The 19,376-nt window shown below is 70.2% G+C and carries 10 protein-coding genes; 8 read left to right on the forward strand and 2 right to left on the reverse strand.

Going from position 1 to position 19,376, the window contains the following annotated elements; translation table 11 throughout:
• Positions 1–46 precede the first annotated feature (46 nt).
• Both MT490_RS06935 and nagA read left to right on the forward strand, forming a co-directional pair.
• Positions 47–1,054 carry an SIS domain-containing protein gene (locus MT490_RS06935; RefSeq protein WP_297385511.1) on the forward strand — a complete coding sequence of 336 codons (1,008 nt, stop codon included), beginning with the start codon at positions 47–49 and terminating at the stop codon, positions 1,052–1,054.
• A complete protein-coding gene (gene nagA / locus MT490_RS06940; RefSeq protein WP_297385503.1) occupies positions 1,051–2,184 on the forward strand; it encodes an N-acetylglucosamine-6-phosphate deacetylase in 1,134 nt (377 codons plus the stop codon). Before MT490_RS06935 ends, nagA begins: the two co-directional genes overlap by 4 nt.
• A 186-nt stretch (positions 2,185–2,370) precedes the next feature.
• Here nagA and galA read toward each other — a convergent pair whose 3' ends face one another.
• Together galA and MT490_RS06950 are read right to left on the reverse strand one after the other, a co-directional pair.
• Positions 2,371–5,280 (reverse strand): beta-galactosidase GalA, encoded by a 2,910-nt coding sequence (galA, locus tag MT490_RS06945; protein WP_297385504.1) that lies wholly within the window; start codon positions 5,278–5,280, stop codon positions 2,371–2,373.
• Positions 5,281–5,528: 248 nt separating this feature from the next.
• On the reverse strand, positions 5,529–6,266 hold the full coding sequence (locus MT490_RS06950; protein WP_297385505.1) for a GntR family transcriptional regulator: 738 nt from the start codon (positions 6,264–6,266) through the stop codon (positions 5,529–5,531).
• Positions 6,267–6,571: 305 nt separating this feature from the next.
• Between MT490_RS06950 and MT490_RS06955 the strand changes: the two genes are divergently transcribed.
• The 6 genes from MT490_RS06955 to MT490_RS06980 all read left to right on the forward strand — a co-directional run.
• Positions 6,572–8,857: a family 20 glycosylhydrolase gene (locus MT490_RS06955; protein WP_297385506.1), complete on the forward strand. Its 2,286-nt coding sequence runs from the start codon at positions 6,572–6,574 to the stop codon at positions 8,855–8,857.
• Positions 8,854–11,442, forward strand: coding sequence for a glycoside hydrolase family 2 protein (locus MT490_RS06960; RefSeq protein WP_297385507.1), 2,589 nt, complete (start codon positions 8,854–8,856; stop codon positions 11,440–11,442). Before MT490_RS06955 ends, MT490_RS06960 begins: the two co-directional genes overlap by 4 nt.
• Positions 11,442–14,003: a glycoside hydrolase family 3 C-terminal domain-containing protein gene (locus MT490_RS06965; RefSeq protein WP_297385513.1), complete on the forward strand. Its 2,562-nt coding sequence runs from the start codon at positions 11,442–11,444 to the stop codon at positions 14,001–14,003. Before MT490_RS06960 ends, MT490_RS06965 begins: the two co-directional genes overlap by 1 nt.
• Positions 14,000–15,424, forward strand: coding sequence for a glycoside hydrolase family 125 protein (locus MT490_RS06970; RefSeq protein WP_297385508.1), 1,425 nt, complete (start codon positions 14,000–14,002; stop codon positions 15,422–15,424). Before MT490_RS06965 ends, MT490_RS06970 begins: the two co-directional genes overlap by 4 nt.
• Positions 15,421–17,739, forward strand: coding sequence for a GH92 family glycosyl hydrolase (locus MT490_RS06975; RefSeq protein ID WP_297385509.1), 2,319 nt, complete (start codon positions 15,421–15,423; stop codon positions 17,737–17,739). The genes MT490_RS06970 and MT490_RS06975 overlap by 4 nt, the downstream gene beginning before the upstream one ends.
• 10 nt (positions 17,740–17,749) lie before the next feature.
• Positions 17,750–19,376: alpha-L-fucosidase (locus tag MT490_RS06980; protein ID WP_297385510.1), on the forward strand; the 1,627-nt coding region annotated here is incomplete at its 3' end.

The following is a 19,376-nucleotide window of genomic DNA, read 5'->3' on the forward strand; positions in this document are numbered from 1 at the left end:
GACGGTGGTTGTGGACGAGCAGGTGAGAACCGAGGGCGTCACGCTGATGGAGAGCGAAGCGTCCGAAGCTGCGGAAGCGGTGCGGCGGCTGATCCATGCCAATGCGCCCGCCTTCGCGCAACTGGCCCGGATGCTGCGCGCGAACCCGCCGACGCGGGTCGTGACCTGCGCGCGCGGCTCGTCCGATCATGCGGCGACCTATGGCAAATATCTGATCGAGACCATGCTCGGCATTCCGGTGGCGTCGGCGGCGCCGTCGGTGGCGTCGGTATTCTCGGCTCCGGTCGCGCCCGGCGCGGCGCTCTGCATCGCCGTCTCGCAGAGCGGCCGCAGCCCGGACCTGCTCGCCGCGGTGAAATCGCACCAGGAAGCGGGCGCGCATGTGCTCGCTCTGGTCAATGACGAGAGCTCGCCGCTGGCGGCGATGGCCGATACGTGCATCGGGCTCAAGGCGGGGCCCGAGCGATCGGTGGCGGCGACCAAGTCGTACATCGCCGCGCTGGCCGCCTTCGCCGCGCTGGTCGCGGAATGGGCGCGCGACGATGCGCTGGGCGCGGCGCTCGCCCGGCTGCCCGACCAGCTCGAGATCGCCAGCGCCTTCGACTGGAGCGGCGGCGTCCGGATGCTGCGCGATGCGAACAACCTGTTCGTGATCGGCCGCGGCTATGGCTTCGGCATCGCGCAGGAAGCGGCGCTCAAGCTCAAGGAAACCTGCGGCCTCCACGCCGAGGCGTTCAGCGCCGCCGAGGTGCGGCACGGGCCGATGGCGATCGTGGGCGAAGGTTTCCCGATACTCGCCTTCGCCACGTCCGACATGGCGGGCGACAGCGTGCGCGAGGCGGCGGCCGAGTTCGAGGCGCGCGGGGCGCGGGTCTGCCTGGCCGATGCGCGCGCGGAGGGCGCCTGCCTGCTGCCGGCGCTGCTGGATCACCCGGCGCTCGAGCCGATCCTCATCATCCAGAGCTTCTATCATATGGCGAACGCGCTCGCGCTGGCACGCGGGCACGATCCCGATCGCCCGCTCCATCTGAAGAAAGTAACCGAAACACGATGACTTCGCTTCGTTTCACCAACGGGCATGTCGTCACGTCCGCCGGCACGTTCGAAGGCGCCGCGATCGAAGTCGAGGCGGGGCGCATCGTCGCGCTCGCGCCGGACGCGGGCGCTTCGGACGCGATCGACCTGGAGGGCGGGTGGATCGTCCCCGGCTTCATCGACACGCAGGTGAACGGCGGCGGCGGCGTGCTGTTCAACGACGCGACCAGCGTCGAGGGCATCGCGGCGATCGGCGCGGCGCATGCGCCCTTCGGCACCACCGGCTTCCTGCCGACCCTGATCAGCGACCGGGCCGAGGTGATCGAAGCGGCGCTCGACGCGGGCGACGCGGCGATCGCGGCGGGCGTGCCCGGCTGCATCGGCGTGCATATCGAAGGGCCGATCATCAATGTGCGCCGCAAGGGCATCCACGACCCGGACAAGTTCCGCCGGCTCGACGAGGCGCTGATCGCATTGCTCGCGCGGCCCCGGCGCGGCAAGGTGATGCTGACGCTCGCGCCCGAGATGGTGGCGCTCGAGGACATCAGGCGGCTGCATGCCGCGGGGGTGATCCTGAGCATCGGGCATAGCGACGCCGACTATGCCACCGCCGTCGCGGCGTTCGATGCCGGGATGACAGGGGTCACGCATCTGTACAATGCGATGTCGCCGCTGGTGCACCGCGCGCCGGGCGTGGTCGGCGCCGCGCTCGACGACCAGCAGGTCTATTGCGGGGTGATCATCGACGGCCACCACGTCCATGACGCGCCGCTGCGCATCGCGATGCGCGCGCGGCCGCACGACCGGTTCCTGCTCGTCACCGACGCGATGCCCTGCGTGGGATCGGGGCTGACCGAGTTCACGCTGCACGGGCAGCATATCCGCGTCGAGGACGGCTGCTGCGTGGGCGAGGACGGCACGCTTGCCGGATCGGCGCTCGACATGGCGGGGGCGTTCCGCAACGCGGTCGCGCGCATCGGGCTGTCGCATGCCGATGCCGCGGCGATGGGCGCGACCAACCCGGCGGCGTTCCTCGGCCTCTCAGGCGAGCGCGGCGCGCTGGCGCCCGGGCTGCGCGCCGACTGGGTTCGGCTGACGCGCGACCTGCGGCCGGCAGGCACCTGGATCGGCGGCACGCGCGTCGTTTGATCCTGGGGGGCGACATTTATGTTTCCCCTCCCTGCAAGGGAGGGGATCAAGGGGTGGGTAGCGCCGGGCGAGGCTCGATGCCTCGTCCGGCGCTTCGATACTGGGCAACGAGTCTTTTAGGCGCGCAGACGCGCGCACCCACCCCAACCCCTCCCTTGCAGGGAGGGGCAAGCTGCAGTCCGATTCTCAGCGCCCAGTGATCGCCACCGGGCCCAATATGCCGGAGGGCTGGCCCGCCGGGGCCTCGACGAGCAGCACGATTGTGCGCTGGCCGGCGCCGGGCACGATCGGCGCGCGGAGCGGGGCGGTGGCGGCGTTGTCCTTGGCGGCCACGCGGACGCCGTCGATCCACAGCTCGGCGCGGCCGCCGAGCGCGTCGAACGCGACCATGCCCCCTTCGGCGGCGACGCGCTTCCAGGGCGTGACGCGCGTCCGGTAGATGCGCCAGCCCGGCTGGGCGTCGGCCGGCGTGGGCTGGCCGCTGCGGACGAAGTCCCAGCTGTTATTGTCGCCGTCGGCGGGGGCGAGGCCGGGATCGGGACGCGCGGGGAAGGCGGCGGAGCGGCGCCAGTCGCGCACGCGCAGCACCGCGGGAGTCGCGGCGACCTGCGCGCGCGGGGCGATATCGGTGCGGTCGATCACCAGCGTGGCGGGCTTGAGCCCCGGCGCGGTGGCGCGGACGGTGATGCGCCCGCGGCCGGCGCCGGCGCGGACGATCAACTGCGCGAGGCCGTTGAAGAGCGAGCGCCCGCCCTCCGGCCCGGCGAACTGCTCGGGCTCGTGGCTGTTGGGATCGCCATTGCCGACGCCGAGCAACGTCGCGCCCTCGACGGTGAAGCGCGTCGCCAGGTTGGCGGTGGGGACGTGGCGGCCGAGGGCGTCGATCGCATGGATGGTGATCGGCTGCGCATCCTCGTCGTCGCCGGCCATGACCGTGCGCGCGGGGGTGAGCCGCAGCGCCACCGGTGCGCCCGCGGTCTCGTGCACCGCGGTCGCCACCAATTTGCCGCCGCGCATCGCGCGCGCCTCGATCCGGCCGGGGGCATAGGGCACGGTCCATTCGTTGCCCATGATCCGGTCGACCCGCTGCACGCCGAGATCGCGGCCGTTGAGGCGCAGCATCACGGTCTCGGCATTGCTGGTGACGAAGACCTTGATCGGTTGGCCCTCGCGGCCCGGCCAGGTCCAGTGCGGCGCGATCGCCACCACGGGACGATCGTCGATCCAGTGCGCGCGGTGGATATCGAACGCGGTCTTGGGAAAGCCGCACAGATCGAGGATGCCGAAGAAGCTCGAGACGGTCGGCCATTCGTGCGGCGTCGGCTCGCCATGATAGTCGAACCCGGTCCAGACGAAGCCGCCGGCGACGAAGGGGCGCTCGACGATGTTCTTCCACGAATCGCGGTGCGTGCCGCCCCAGCTCGCCGCGTCGGTGTCGTAGGACGTGATGACGTGCCCAGCCGAATCGGTGGCGAAGGCGCCGCGCGTCTCGAAGGCGCTGGTGTCCTCCGAGCTGGTGGTCGGCTTGGTCGGGTTCAGCCGGTGGAACTTGTCGTAATCGGCCTGGTAATAGTTGAACCCCATCACGTCGACGACGCTCGACACGTTCACGGGCGTGTAGAAGGAGCCGTTCATCGCGGCGGTAACCGGGCGGCTGTCGTCGAGCCGGCGGACCGCGGCGGACATGCGGCGCACCATCTCCACCCCGGCCTCGGTGCCCTGCATCGGCTCCTCGTTGAACACCGACCAGAGGATCACGCTGGGATGGTTGCGGTCGCGCCGCACCAGCCATTCGAGCTGGGCGAGATACTCGGGCGCCGGATTGAAGTTGCGGTTCTCGTCCATGACGAGGAAGCCCATCCGGTCGCACCAGTCGAGCAGCTCGGCATTGGGCGCGTTGTGCGACATGCGGATCGCGTTGCAGCCCATCGCCTTCAAGCGCTCGAGCCGCCAGGCGAGCATCGAATCGGGTATCGCGACGCCGATCCCGGCATGGTCCTGATGGATGCAGACGCCCTTGAGCTTGACCGGCTTGTCGTTGACGAACAGCCCCTTGTCGGCATCGAAGCGCACCGTGCGGAAGCCGATCGCGATGCGGCGCTCGTCGATGGTCTCGCCGCCGCGCAGCACGCGGGTGCGCACGGTGTAGAGCGTCGGCGTCTCGACCGACCAGAGCGACGGCGTGCCGGCATCGAGCGTGAGCGCGGCGTCCGCCCGATCGAGCGACGGGACGCGCACTTCGGTCCGCTGCGTCGCGACTTCGCGGCCGTCAGGAGCGAGCAGGGTGGCTTCGACCGTGACGCTTGCCGCGGCGCGTTCGATGTTGGTGAGGGTCGCGGTGACGGGCACGCGCCAGCCGCCGCCGGGCGCCTGGCGCGGATCGCAGTGGACGCCGTCGCTGACGATCGCCACGGGCGCGCGGCGGACCAGCCAGACGTGGCGGTAGATCCCGGCGCCTTCGTACCACCAGCCTTCCTTGGCGTCGGCATCGGCGCGGACGACGATCATGTTCGTCTCGTCGCCGAAGCGCGCGAAGGGCGTCAGATCGGCATAGACGCTGTTGTAGCCCGACCAATTGTGCGCGGCGAGGCTGCCATTGACCCAGATCGTCGCATTGGTGGCGATGCCGTCGAAATGGAGCTCGATCGTCTTGCCGCGATCGGCAGGATCGAGCCGCAGCGCGCGCCGATACCAGCCGATGCCGCGCGGGCGATAGCCCTGCGAGACGTTGGCGGTGCGGACGAAGGGCTGGGCTGCGGCCCAGTCGTGCGGCAGCCGTATCTCGGCCCAGTCCGAATCGTCGTAGAGCATCGCCGCCGCGCCGAGCGCGTTGCCGGCCTTGACGCTGACATAGGTCGCCTCGTGCCCCTGCGGCTCGGCCGTCGGGATGTCGCCTTCATGGAAGCGCCAGCCGAGCTCGAGCCGCGTGCGCGAGGGATCGGGCTCGGGGAGCCGGGGCAGGGGGCTCCGCCGGGGCGCCGGCATCGGGAAACCGTCGCCGTCGCCGGCCGCCGGTGCAGCGGCCGCCGCGTGCCCTGGTACCGCGAGCAGCGCGCCGGCGCCAGCGCCTCCCAGGAGAAGTTGGCGGCGGTTCATTGGGGATACTCCGGTTGGGGGCGTGCTGTCAGAGGGAAACGCATGCGATTCGTGGAGGCCTGGGGCCGATAGACATATCGGCGAGCGAGAACATTCAATCCTCCCCCGCCAGGGGGAGGTGGCGCCGAAGGCGTCGGAGGGGGAGGTAAGCAGTGCCCTCTCCAATTGAACGCAGTGGTTCCGCCCCCTCCGTCACGCTACGCGTGCCACCTCCCCCTGGCGGGGGAGGATTTGACAGCGCCCGCAACCTAGATGTCGCTGAGCTCGGCGACGAAGTCGTAGGCGTCGCCGCGGTAGTAGGAGCGGGTGACTTCGGCCGGGCGGCCGTCGCGCAGGAAGGCGCGGCGCTCGATCAGCAGGCCGGCATGGCCGGGATCGACGCCGAGCATCCGCGCATGCTCGGCGCCGAAGGGCACCGCGCGGAGGCGCTGCAATGCGCGCACGGGGCGATTGCCGGCCTTTTCGAGCGCGCTGTAGAGCGAGTCCTCGACCACGTCGACCGAGGCTAGGCAATAGCCGGCGATGGTCGAGAATTCGAGCGCCATCGGCTCGTCGTCGGCATAGCGGATGCGGGTGAAGCGCAGCACCGGGGCGCCGGGCGAGAGACCCAGCATCATCGCTTCCTCGGGGTTCACCTGGCCCGGCGCGCGCGAGATCCAGCTGCTGCTGGCCTTGCGCCCGCGCGCCGCCATGTCCTCGGTGAAGGAGGAGAGCTTGGAGAAGCTCTTCTCGACGCGCCCGGCGACGAAGGTGCCGGCGCCGCGGCGGCGCGTGAGCAGGCCTTCCTCGACGAGCCCGCCGATCGCCTTGCGCACGGTGATGCGCGACACGTCATATTCGGTGGCGAGATCGCGCTCCGGGGGGATCGCATTGCCGGGCACGAGGACGTTGGCGCCGATCGCATCGCGGATGAGCTGCTGGAGCTGGAGATAGAGCGGGGACGGATTGTCCTCGCGGAAGCGCCCGATCTGATCCGAAAATGCCATCCATTCCTCCCCCGGGGAGGCCCCTTGCCGCCGTCGATGCCCCGCTTGCGGCGGGACGCTATCCCAACATGTCCGCGCGGGCAATGGGACTGCGGTGGATTTATATTGGTATTTGCCGTCCGCCAAGGCCCCGCATGCCGATTTCAATCTGCACGAACGCGCAAAAGGCGAAGGCGGCGATGGTGCCTATTGTGCCACAGGACCTATATTGGTTACACCCTCGCCGACAGCGTCCGGAGACGCCAGCGGGAGGATAGACGATGCGGATTGTCGGGGCACGGCGGGTACGTCATCTGGGTTGGGCAATGCTGCTCTGCAGTTCCGCGGCGGTGGCGCAGGCTTCCGATCCGCTTCCGCTGACTCCGCTTCCGCAATCGGTGGTGCGCGGGACGGGCAGCTTCACGGTGCAGGACGGCGCGGCGATCGGCACGGCGGCGGGCGACCAGGGCGCCGCGGCGGCGGCGCGCGTGCTGGCGGCGCATGTGAAGACCGAGCGCGGGCTGACGCTGGCCCCGCGCGAAGGCAGCGGCGCGATAACGCTGACGCGCGACGCTTCGGTGCGCGGCGACGAGGCCTATCGCCTCGTGGTGGACGGGAAGGGCATCCGCGTCAGCGCCTCGGGCGACCGCGGGCTGCTCTATGGCGCGATGACGGTGGCGCAGCTGCTGAGCCCCGATCGCGGCATCGGCAAGCCGGTCAAGGTGCCGGCGGTGACGATCGAGGACGCGCCGCGCTTCGGCTGGCGCGGGCTGATGATGGACGTGGCGCGCCACTACCAGCCGATCGAATCGATCCATGCGGTGGTCGACCAGATGGCGTCGGTGAAGCTCAACACGCTGCACCTGCACCTGACCGACGACCAGGGCTGGCGCTTTGAAGTGAAGCGCTATCCCAAGCTCACCGAAGTGGGTGCGTGGCGCACGCCGCCCTCGTCCGGCGGCGCGCCCGGGGCGAAGGTGGGCGGCTTCTACACGCAGGAGCAATTGAAGGCGCTGGTCGCCTATGCCGCCGAGCGCGGCATCACGATCGTTCCCGAGATCGACCTGCCGGGCCATGCCCAGGCGCTCGTCGCCGCCTATCCCGAGCTCGGCGTGTTCGGCGACCGGCCCGAAGTGTCGCACGATTGGGGGATCAATCCCTATCTGCTCAACCCGGGGCCCAAGGGTGTCGCCTTCGTCAAGGAAGTCCTCGACGAGCTGATGGCGGTGTTCCCGGGAACCTATATCCATCTGGGCGGCGACGAGGCGATCAAGGACCAGTGGCAGCGCTCGGCCGAGGTCCAGGCGCAGATCAAGAAGCTGGGGCTCAAGGACGAGAACGAGCTGCAGAGCTGGCTGATCGACGAATTCGGCAATTATCTGGCGGGCAAGGGCCGGCGGCTGATCGGCTGGGACGAGATCCTCGAGGGCGGGCTGCCCCCCTCAGCCTCGGTGATGTCGTGGCGCGGCGAGAAGGGCGCGGTCGACGCGGCCAACCAGAATCACGATGTGGTGCTGAGCCCCGCGCCGACGCTCTATCTCGACAGCCTGCAGAGCGACCGCGGCGACGAGCCGCCGGGGCGGCTTTCGATCCAGACGCTCGCCGACGTCTACAAATACGAGCCGATGCCCGCGGGGATCGACGGCGAGAAGGCCAAGCACGTGCTCGGCGCGCAGGCCAATGCGTGGAGCGAATATCTCGTCACGCCCTATCAGGTGCAGCACATGATCTTCCCGCGCGCCGCGGCGCTCGCCGAGATCACCTGGTCGGCCAAGGAGAAGCGCGACTTTACGAGCTTCCTCGCGCGGCTCGATCCGCAGATCCAGCGCTGGCGGCGCTCGGGCCTGGAGGTCGCGGACAGCGCCTTCGCGGTGGGCTTCCAGCTCCAGGGCACGCGCGGCGACGCGCTGCGCGCCAACCGGGCGCGCGTCGCGCTCGCGACCCAGGCGCCTTATGGCACGATCCGCTACACGCTCGACGGCAAGACGCCCACGGCCAGGTCGTCGGCGTTCAAGGCGCCGCTGGACCTGAAGCCCGGCGTGACGATCCGCGCCGCAGCGTTCGACGCGGCGGGCAACGTCACCGCCCAGCCGCGCAGCTTCGATACCAGCCGGGCGGCTTTGCTTACCCGCACCAGCTCGGAGCTGATCACCTGTCCGCGTGGCGCCTATGGTCTCCGCGTGCCGCTGACCTCTGAGGCGACCGACAATGCGCCGGTGTTCAACGTCAACCTGTTCGACACGTGCAGCGTCTATCCCGCCGCGCCGCTCGACATCGCGAAGAGCTTCACGATCGATGTCGCGCGGCTGCCGCGGCATTATGGGCTCGCGCACGATACCAAGGCGCTGCGCGAACATTACAACGTGACCGCGCATGGCGAGCTCGTCATCACCGCGCGCTGCATCGCGGCGGAGAAGGACAAGACGATCAAGCCGATCGTCGTCGCCAGCTTCGCATTGCCCGATCCGGCGACGGCGCCGGCGCGGTTCAGCTTCTCGGGCGCGCTGCCGGCGATGGCGGGGGACGAGGATCTGTGCTTCCAGTTCACTTCGCCGCTTTCCGACCCCTTCTACGCGGTCGAGCGCGCCACCTTGCGTGAGGCCGCGCAGTGAGGGCAGGCGCGCTCGCGCTGCTGCCCGCGCTCCTCGCCAGCGTCGCCGCCTGGGCCGCGCCGCGCGAGACGGTGTCGCTCGACGGCGCCTGGGAAGTGCGGATCGATCCCGCCGACGCGGCGGCGAAGGCGCATCCCAAGGAGGCAGGCTGGTTTCCCGCGCGGGTGCCCGGCAGCGTCCAGCAGGACCTGATCGCCGCCGGCCGCGTCCCCGATCCGTTCAAGGGGATCAACGAGGCGCCGATCCAATGGGCGGGGCTGACCAGCTGGCAGTTCCGGCGGGTGATCGACGTGACCCCGGCGATGCTGGCGCGCGACCATGTCGAACTGGTGTTCGACGGGCTCGACACCTTCGCGACGGTGACGCTGAACGGCAGGCAGCTGCTGACCGCCGACAATGCCCATCGCCGTTGGCGAGTCGACGCCAGGGCGGCGCTCAAGCCGGGGCGCAACGAGCTGATCGTCCGCTTCGCCTCGCCGATCCGGACGCTCCAGCCGATGGTGCTGGCCGAGGTCAATCCGCTGCCGGGCGAATATGATTCCGCGTTCGGCGACGAGCCCAAGGGCAAGCAGACCTCGCCTTATATCCGCAAGCCCAAATATCATTACAGCTGGGACTGGGCGCCGCGGCTGGTGAATATCGGGCTGTGGCGGCCGGTGCGGCTCGAGGCGTGGGACGAGGCGCGGATCGACGGCTTCCGCGTCGACCAGGAAGCGATCAACGATGCGGAGGCGCGGCTGGTGGCGCGCTGGCGGATCGTCGCGGGCGGTCCGGCGAACGTGACGCTGCGCGCGCGCGTTACCGGGCCGGACGGCCGGCAGGTCGAGGTGAGTCGCGCCGCCAGCCTTGTCGCGGGCGAGAATTGGGTGAGCGCGCCGCTGGCGATCGAGAAGCCGCAGCGCTGGTGGCCCGTCGGCTATGGCGCGCAGCCGCTCTATGCGGTCGAGGCGTTGCTGAACACCGGGGGCGAGACCAGCGACCGCGTGACCCAGCGGATCGGGCTGCGCACCACCGAGTTCATCCGCAAGGACGGCAGTTTCGGCTTCCGGATCAACGGCGTGCCGATCTTCGCCAAGGGCGCGAACCTGATCCCCTTCGACAGCTTCCCCGCGCGCGTGCCCGAGGCGCAGATGCGTGCGATCCTGGAAAGCGCGCGCGACGCCAACATGAACATGATCCGCGTCTGGGGCGGCGGTTATTATCTCGACGACGCTTTCTACCGGATGGCCGACGAGATGGGCCTGATGATCTGGCAGGACTTCATGTTCGGCGGGGCGGTGACGCCGCCCGACGCGGCGTTCCGCGACAATGTGCGGGTCGAGGCCGAGGAGCAGGTCGAGCGGCTCCAGCCGCACCCGGCGGTGGTCGGCTGGGCCGGCGGCAACGAAGTGCTGTCGGGCTGGGAGAACTGGTCCGATCGCAAGGCATTCAAGAAACGCGTCGGCGCCGACGAGCAGGAGCGGATCGGCGCGGGCATGGCGGTGCTGTTCGATCGGGTGCTGCGCGACGCGGTGCTGACCCGCGCGCCGGGCACGCCCTATTGGCCGGGCTCGCCCTCGACCGACTATGAGGGCCCGACCGACACCGACAAGGACGGCGACCGGCATTTCTGGGACGTGTGGTCGGGATCCAAGCCGGTCGAGCGCTATCTCGATACCTGCCCGCGCTTCATGTCCGAATATGGCTTCCAGGCGATGCCCGACCTGTCGACGATCCGCGGCTTCGCGGGCAAGGGCCCGCTCGCGATCGACAGCCCGGTGCTCAAGGCGCACCAGAAATTCCTGGCGGGCGAGGGCAATGCACGGCTCCAGCTCTATCTCGACCAAAGGCTGCGCAAGCCCAGGGACTTCGCCGACCTGGTCTATCTGACCCAGGTCAACCAGGCGCAGGCGATCGAGATGGCGGCGCGCCACCATCGCGCCTGCCGCCCGGTGACGCTCGGCTCGCTCTACTGGCAGCTCAACGACACCTGGCCGGCGATCTCCTGGGCGAGCGTGGATTACAACGGCCAGTGGAAGCTGCTCCATTATGCGGCGCGGCGCTTCTTCGCGCCGCAGGCGATCGTCGCCGAGCACAAGGACGGCGCCACGCGCGTCGCGCTCGTCTCCGACGCGACCACGCCGATCGCTGCCGAGTGGCGCATCCGCGCGTTCGACATGGCGGGCAAGCCGCTCGGCGCGAAGGGCGCGCAGGTGACGCTCGAGCCTTTGGCCGCGCAGGAGGCGGCGAGCGTGGCCGACGCCGATCTGTTCGCGGGCGCCGATCCCAAGGCGAGTTTCGCCGTGGCCGAACTGCTGGTCGACGGGCGCAGCGTCTCGCGCAGCATCGTCGAGCGCGTGCTGCCCAAGGACATGGCCTATCCGGCGCCGGGGCTCACCGCGCGCTGGGAGGGCAAGCGCGTGACGGTCACTGCGAGCGCGCTCGCCCGCGTGGTGATGCTCGACTTCGGCGAGCTGGCCGCGCAGCCGAGCGACGACGGCTTCGACCTCCTCCCCGGCGAGAGCGTGACGGTCGACGTCCGCTCCGACGCCTCCGCCGCGGCGCTCCGGCGCGCGCTGACGCTCCGTACCTTGGGACCGCAATGATGATCCCCCTGATCCTGCTCGCCGCCGCCGAGCCCGACCCCGATGCCGTGGCCAGGGCGGTGGCGACGATGACCGTCGAGGAGAAGGCGGCGCAGCTCCAGAGCACCGCGCCCGCCGATGCCGAGGCGGGCATCCCCGCCTATGACTGGTGGAACGAGGGGCTGCACGGCCTCGCGCGCAACGGCCATGCGACGGTCTTCCCCCAGGCGATCGGGCTGGCCGCGACCTGGGACACCGGACTGATGCAGCGCGTCGGCGACGTGGTCGCGACCGAGGCGCGCGCCAAGTTCAACGCGCGGCCCATCGGCGCCGACCGGCGGATCTACGAGGGGCTGACGATCTGGTCGCCCAACATCAACATCTTCCGCGATCCGCGCTGGGGCAGGGGCCAGGAGACCTATGGCGAGGACCCGTACCTCACCGGGCATCTCGGCGTCGCCTTCGTCCAGGGGCTGCAGGGCCCCGACCCCGCGCACCCCAAGGTGATCGCCACGCCCAAGCATTTCGCCGTGCACAGCGGGCCCGAGGCGGGGCGCGACGGCTTCGACGTCGATCCGAGCCCGCAGGATCTGGAATCGACCTATCTTCCCGCCTTCCGGCTGACGGTGACCGAGGGCAAGGCGCGCTCGCTGATGTGCGCGTACAATTCGATCCACGGCGTTCCCGTGTGCGCGCTGCCGTCGCTGATGATCGAGCGGCTGCGCACCGACTGGGGCTTCACCGGCCTCACCGTCTCGGACTGCGACGCGGTCGCCAATATCCACCTGTTCCACCATTACCGGCTCGACGGCGCCGCCGCGGCGGCCGCGGCGATCCGGGGCGGCAACGACCTCAATTGCGGATCGGCCTATGCCGCTTTGCCCCAGGCAGTGAAGCGCGGGCTGGTGACCGAGGCGGAGATCGACACCGCGCTGATCCGCGCGCTCTCCGCCCGGGAGGCGCTGGGCACCTTGTTCGGCGCGCAGAGCCCGTGGAACCGGATCGCGCCGAGCGAAATCGGCACGCCCGCGCACCGGGCGCTGGCGCTCGAGGCCGCGCGCAAGGCGATCGTATTGCTCAAGAACGACGCGAACCGGCTGCCGCTCGCCAAGGGCAGCCGCATCGCGGTGATCGGCGCCGATGCCGACGATCTCAACGTGCTCGAGGCCAATTACCACGGCACCGCCAGGGATCCGGTGACGCCGCTGGAGGGCATCCGCCGCCAGTTCGGCGCGGCCAATGTGCGATACGCGCAGGGATCGATCCTCGCCGACGGCGCGCCCGTGGTGGTGCCCGAGACGGCGTTCACGGCGGAGGGCAAGCCCGGGCTGAAGGCCGAGTATTTCGCGAGCGCCACCGTGGCGGGCGCGGCGATCGCGGTGCGGCAGGATCGACGGATCGACTTCAACTATACCCGCGTCGCGCCGCTGCCCGGGCTGGACGCCAGGGGCTTCGCGGTCCGCTGGACGGGCGAGCTCGTGCCGCCGGGGCCGGGCCGCTACACGCTGGCGATCGACATCCCGGCGTGCTGGAAGGATTGCACCCGGCACGACGCCGTGCGGCTGTGGATCGACGGCAAGCCGCTCCATCAGGGGCCGCTCGGCAAGGCGCGCGTCGAGGTCCCGCTCGCCAGCGACGGACGGCGCCACGATTTCCGCCTCGAGCTCGACCATCACGGCGAGGACGAAGGCATCAGGTTGCTCTGGCTTCCCCCGGCCGAGCCCCTGCTCGAACAGGCGGTGGCGGCGGCGCGGGAATCGGACGTGGTGGTCGCAATGCTCGGCCTCTCGCCCGATCTCGAGGGCGAGGCGCTGCAAGTGAGCGTGCCCGGCTTCGTCGGCGGCGACCGGACCGACATCGCCTTGCCGCTGGTGCAGCAGCGGCTGCTCCAGGCGCTTCGCGATACGGGCAAGCCGGTCGTCCTCGTGCTGACCAGCGGCAGCGCGGTGGCGGTCGATCCGGCGATGGCCGACGCGATCCTCGCCGCCTGGTATCCGGGCGAGGCGGGCGGCACCGCGATCGCCGAGACGCTGGCGGGGCTCAACAACCCCTCGGGACGCCTGCCGGTCACTTTCTACAAGACCACGTCGGACCTGCCGGCGTTCGTCGATTACGGGATGAAGGAGCGCACCTATCGCTTCTTCACCGGCACGCCGCTCTGGGGCTTCGGCCATGGGCTCAGCTATACCAGCTTCGGCTATGCGGGCCTGACGGCCAAGGCGACGAACACCGCCGCGCCGATCGAAGTGCGGGTGACGGTGCGCAACAGCGGGGCGCGGGCGGGCGAGGAGGTGGTGCAGGCGTATCTGGTGCCGCCGGCCGCCAAGGGCGCGGGCTTCACGACGCCCGTGCTCCAGCGCCAATTGGCCGGCTTCCGCCGCGTCGCGCTGGCCCCGGGCAAGGCGCAGGCGCTGCGCTTCACGCTCGATCCGCGCAGCATCAGCGTGGTCGCGCGCGACGGCACGCGCAGCGTGGTGCCGGGCGCGTACCGCCTCTGGGTGGGCGGTGGACAGCCGGGCACGGCGCCCGGCCAATGGGTCGACTTCACGCTGGGCGGGGAGGCGCAGGAGCTGCCGAAATGATCGACCGCCGCACCCTCATGGGCGCCGGGCTCGCGCTCGCCGCGGCACCCGCCTTCGCGCAGACCGCGCCGGTGCCCGCCAGCCGGCGGCCCGCGCCCGGCGACCGCCGCTTCACGAGCAAGGCGGTGGAGCGCGAGATCGATCGGATTTCGAAGCGGATCGCCGATCCCAAGCTGCGCTGGATGTTCGGCAATTGCTATCCGAACACGCTCGACACGACGGTGAAGATGTCCATGGTCGACGGCGCGCCCGACGCCTTCGTCATCACCGGCGACATACCCTGCCTGTGGCTGCGCGACTCCTCGGCGCAGGTGAAGCCCTATCTGCACCTGGCGAAGCAGGATGCCGGGCTGCGCACGCTCTATCGCGGGCTGATCGCGCGCCAGAGCCGCTCGATCCTGATCGACCCCTATGCCAACGCCTTCATGGAAGACCCGTCGGCGAAGACCAATCTCAGCTGGGCGCTCAAGGACCAGACCCAAATGCTGCCCGGCGTCGCCGAGCGCAAATGGGAAGTGGATTCGCTCTGCTATCCGATGCGGTTGGCGCACGGCTATTGGCAGGCGACGCGCGACGCCGCGCCGTTCGATGCGCGCTGGGCCGAAGCCGCGCGGCTGAGCATCCGCACCTTCCGCGAGCAGCAGCGCAAGCATGACAAGGGCCCCTATCGCTTCCTGCGCGAGAGCAATCGCCCGACCGAGACGATGATGCTCGACGGCTATGGTGCGCCGAGCCGGCCGGTGGGGCTGATCCACAGCGGTTTCCGACCTTCGGACGATGCCTGCGTCTTCCCCTTCCTGATCCCCGCCAATTATTTCGCCGTCACCGCGCTGCGCGAGCTCGCGGTGGTGGCGAAGGCGGCGCGCGGCGATGCGGCGCTCGCGGGCGAGGCGGTGGCGCTGGCCGACGAGGTCGCGGCGGCGCTGCGCGAGCATGCGACGATGCGCCTGCGCGACGGGCGCGAGGTGATCGCCTATGAAGTCGACGGCATCGGCAATGCGCTCTTCATGGACGACGCCAACGTGCCGTCGCTGTCTAGCCTGGCCTATCTCGGCTGCCTCGACGTGTCCGACCCCTTGTGGCGGCGCACGGCGGAGGCGGCGTGGAGCGAGGCCAATCCCTATTGGTCGCGCGGGCGCGCGCTCGAGGGCATTGGCGGCCCGCATGTCGGGCTGGGCCAGGTCTGGCCGATGTCGCTGATCATGCGCGCGCTTTCGACGCGCGACGCCACGACGATCCGCGCCTGCCTGAAGATGCTGCGCGACAGCGACGCCGGGACGGGCTTCATCCACGAGGCGGCGGACCAGGACGACCCTGCTAAGTTCACGCGCGACTGGTTCGCCTGGGCGAACGGGCTGTTCGGCGAGCTGATCGTTCATCTTGCCGACACCCAGCCTCAGCTTCTTTCGGAACCGCTATGAACCCCACGCGCCGTCAATTGCTCGCCACCACCGCGCTCGGGCTCGCCGCATCGGCGCTGCCCGCCGCGGCGCGCGGCCGCGCGGCGGGCGGGTCGCCCAACCTGTTCATCGGCACCGGCGGGACCGGCCACACCTATCCCGGGGCGACCTTGCCCTTCGGGATGGTGCAACTGAGCCCCGACACCGGAGTCGAGCGCTGGGAGACGTGCTCGGGCTATCACCGCGGCGACACGACGATCCTGGGTTTCTCGCACACGCACCTTTCGGGCACCGGCATCGGCGATCTGCTCGACATACTCGTCGTGCCCGGCACGGGGCCGGTGCGGCTCCAGCCCGGATCGCCGGAAGCGCCCGGGTCCGGCTATCGCCAGCGCTTCGGCGCCGAGCATGCCGAGCCGGGCTATTATCGCGTGGCGCTGGAGAATGGCGTCGCGGCCGAGCTGACCGTGACCGAGCGCACCGGCTGGCACCGCTATCGTTTCCCAAAGGGGGCGGGGCATCTGCTCGTCGACTTGTCGCACCTCGTGCTCGACAAGTCGGACTCGCCGCCGCTGATCGACGAGGCGCTGCTCGCGCTCGAGGCCGACGGCACGCTCACCGGCACGCGGCGCACCTTCCGCTGGGCCAAGGGGCGGCGGATCTTCTTCGCGATGCAGCTGTCGCGCCGGCCCGATCGCGTCACCCTGTTCGGCGACGACGATGCCGAGCAGCCCGGCGCGACGCGCGTGGCGGGAAAGCGGCTCAAGGCGCTGCTCCATTATGACGATGCCGGCGCCGCGCCGCTGCTGGTGCGCTGCGGCATCTCCGCGGTCGACGCCGCGGGGGCGCGCGCCAATCTCGCGGCCGAGGCGCGGCACTGGGACTTCGATCGCGTGCGCCGGGACGCCGCACGCCGCTGGCGCCCGGCGCTCGAGGCAGTGACCGTCGAGGGCGGCACGGCCGACCAGCGCACGATCCTGTCGAGCGCGCTCTATCACGCCCAACTCGCGCCGACGCTCTTCTCCGACGTCGACGGCCGCTATGTGGGCATGGACGGGCAGGTGCATCGCGTGCCCCGGGGCGGGGCGGCGTTCAGCACCTATTCGCTGTGGGACACCTATCGCGCGCTGCACCCGCTGCTGACGCTGATCGCGCCCGAGCGGACCAGGCAGCTGGTCGACGACATGATCCGCCAGACCGCGCAGTCGCCCTACGGTCCCCTGGTCTGGCCGCTCCAGGGCAAGGAGACGGGGACGATGATCGGCTGGCACGGCGTGGTGCCGCTGGCCGAGGCGCAGGCCAAGGGGATCGAGGCGGACTACGCCGCGGCCTGGCCCGCGATCCGCCGCCGCAGCTTCGATTTCGCCGCGCCGGACAAGGACAACAGCCTGGGCCGCGACCTTTACGATCGGCTCGGCTATGTTCCCGCCGACAAGGTCTTCGAGAGCGTCAGCCGCACCCAGGAATATGCCTATGACGACTGGGCGTCGTCGCGCCTCGCCCGGGCTATCGGCGAGACCGGCGATGCGGCGCGGCTGGCCAGGCGCGCGGAGAATTGGCGCAACGTGATCGACGGCACGATCGGCTTCGCGCGGCCGCGCTTCGCCGACGGCAGCTGGTGGAAGGACTATGATCCGATCCAGCTGGGGCACATGCCCAAGCCCTGGTGGCGCGACTATACCGAGGCCAATGGTTGGCAGGCGACCTTCCTCAACCAGCACGATATCTACGGCCTGATCGCGCATATGGGCGGCGACGCGAAGTTCGAGGCGAAGCTCGATGCGCTGTTCGACGCGCCCTCGACCCTGCCCGCCAATGCCCCGCCCGACATCTCCGGCCTGGTCGGGCAATATGCGCACGGCAACGAGCCGGACCAGCACGCTCCCTATCTCTACGCCTATGCCGGCGCGCCGTGGAAGACGCAGGCGATGGTGCGGCGGCTGTGCGGGGAGATGTACAAGAACGATCCCGACGGCATCATCGGCAACGACGATTGCGGGCAGATGAGCGCCTGGTTCGTCTTCTCGGCGCTCGGCTTCTATCCGGTCGATCCGGTCGAGGCGGCCTATGTCCTCGGCTCACCGCTGTTCGCGCGCGCCGTGTTGCAGCTGGGCCAGGGACGCAGGCTGGTGATCGAGGCGCCGGGCAACGGGCCCGACACCCCCTATGTCGCCGCAGTGACCTGGAACGGCCGTCCCTGGACGCGCAGCTGGATCGCCCATAGCGAGCTCGCCAAGGGCGGCACGCTGCGCTTCACCATGTCCCGCACCCCCAATCGCGGCTTCGGCCGCGCGCCAGCCGACCGGCCGCCGTCGTTCGGCCGCGCTCCTGCCTGAGAGGATCCGCATGACCGAGCTTTCCCGGCGCAGCCTGATCGCAACCGGCCTGGCGGCGAGCGCCGTGCCTGCGCTCCCGGCGCTGGCCGGCGCGCGTCAGGCGACGCCCAGGCCCCATGGCGCGGTGCCGAGCCCGCGGCAGTGGCGCTGGCACGGGCGCGAGCAATACGCCTTCGTCCATTTCTCGATCAACACCTTCACCGACAAGGAATGGGGCTTTGGCGACGAGGATCCCAAGCTCTTCAACCCCAGCGATTTCGACGCGGACCAGATCGTCGCGGCGGCCAAGGCGGGCGGGCTGGAGGGGGTGATCCTCACCGCCAAGCACCATGACGGCTTCTGCCTGTGGCCGACCAGGCTCACCGAGCATTGCATCCGCAACAGCCCGTACAAGGGCGGCAAGGGCGATATCGTGCGCGAGATGGCCGATGCCTGCCGCCGGGCGGGCCTCCCCTTCGGCGTCTATCTCTCGCCCTGGGACCGCAACCATCCCGAATATGGCCGCCCGGCCTATGTCGAATATTATCGCGCCCAGCTGACCGAATTGTGCACGCGCTACGGCAAGCTGTTCGAGGTGTGGTTCGACGGCGCCAATGGCGGCGACGGCTATTATGGCGGCGCGCGCGAGGCGCGGAAGATCGATGCGCCGCGTTATTACGACTGGCCGTCGATCGTCGCTTTGGTCCACAAGCTCCAGCCCGACGCGTGCACCTTCGATCCGCTGGGTGCGGACATACGCTGGGTGGGCAATGAGGACGGCGTCGCGGGGGACCCGTGCTGGCCGACTATGCCGAACGAGCCCTATGACCAGAAGAACGGCAATGCCGGGGTGCGCGGCGGCGCGCTCTGGTGGCCGGCGGAGACCGACGTGTCGATCCGCCCGGGCTGGTTCTACCATGCCGACGAGGATTCGAAGGTGAAGAGCCCCGAGCGGCTGATCCGGCTCTACGACGAGTCAGTGGGCAGGGGGACCAACCTCAACCTCAACATCCCCCCCGATCGCCGCGGACGGATCCCCGACCAGGACGTCAGGATCCTCAAGTCGTTCGGCGACGCGATCCGCGCCACCTTCGCGCGCGATCTGGCGCAGGGAGCGGTCGCGCATGCAAGCCACAGCCGCGGGCCGGGTTTCGAGCCCGCGCGCGTGCTCGACGGCAATCGCGAGACCTATTGGGCGAGCCCCGACGGCGTGGCCAATCCGGTGCTGACGCTCGACCTGAAGCCGGGCACGCGCTTCGACGTGATCCGCCTGCGCGAATATCTGCCGCTCGGCGTGCGCGTGACGCGCTTCGCGGTCGACGCCGAGATCGACGGCGCCTGGCGCACGCTCGCCGAGCATGAATGCCTCTCGGCGCAGCGCGTGATCCGGCTCGACGCGCCGATCGCGCCGCGGCGCGTGCGGCTGCGCGTCCTGGAAGCGCCGGCCTGCGCGGCGATCAGCGAGTTCGCATTGTTCCGTGCGGTCGCGCCGGTGCCGGTGCCGGCGATCGTCTCGACCGATCCCACCGTGCTCGACGTGACCAAATGGACGATCGTCTCTGCCAGCGCGCCCGGCGCGGAGAAGCTGCTCGACAACGAGGCGGGGACGATCTGGGTGCAGGCGCGCCCGACGTCCGCGGCGCCGGCGCAGGTCATGG

Origin of the sequence: Sphingomonas sp., assembly GCF_026460985.1 — a bacterium.
Classification (GTDB): Bacteria; Pseudomonadota; Alphaproteobacteria; order Sphingomonadales; family Sphingomonadaceae; genus Sphingomonas.

Excerpts from the sequence above, each read along its gene's own strand:
- MT490_RS06965 (WP_297385513.1), top strand. The coding sequence starts at position 11,442 with ATGATCCCCCTGATCCTGCTCGCCGCCGCCGAGCCCGACCCCGATGCC.
- MT490_RS06950 (WP_297385505.1), bottom strand. The coding sequence starts at position 6,266 with ATGGCATTTTCGGATCAGATCGGGCGCTTCCGCGAGGACAATCCGTCC.
- MT490_RS06935 (WP_297385511.1), top strand. The coding sequence starts at position 47 with ATGGAGAGCGAAGCGTCCGAAGCTGCGGAAGCGGTGCGGCGGCTGATC.
- MT490_RS06975 (WP_297385509.1), top strand. The coding sequence starts at position 15,421 with ATGAACCCCACGCGCCGTCAATTGCTCGCCACCACCGCGCTCGGGCTC.
- galA (WP_297385504.1), bottom strand. The coding sequence starts at position 5,280 with ATGAACCGCCGCCAACTTCTCCTGGGAGGCGCTGGCGCCGGCGCGCTG.
- MT490_RS06955 (WP_297385506.1), top strand. The coding sequence starts at position 6,572 with ATGCTGCTCTGCAGTTCCGCGGCGGTGGCGCAGGCTTCCGATCCGCTT.
- MT490_RS06970 (WP_297385508.1), top strand. The coding sequence starts at position 14,000 with ATGATCGACCGCCGCACCCTCATGGGCGCCGGGCTCGCGCTCGCCGCG.
- nagA (WP_297385503.1), top strand. The coding sequence starts at position 1,051 with ATGACTTCGCTTCGTTTCACCAACGGGCATGTCGTCACGTCCGCCGGC.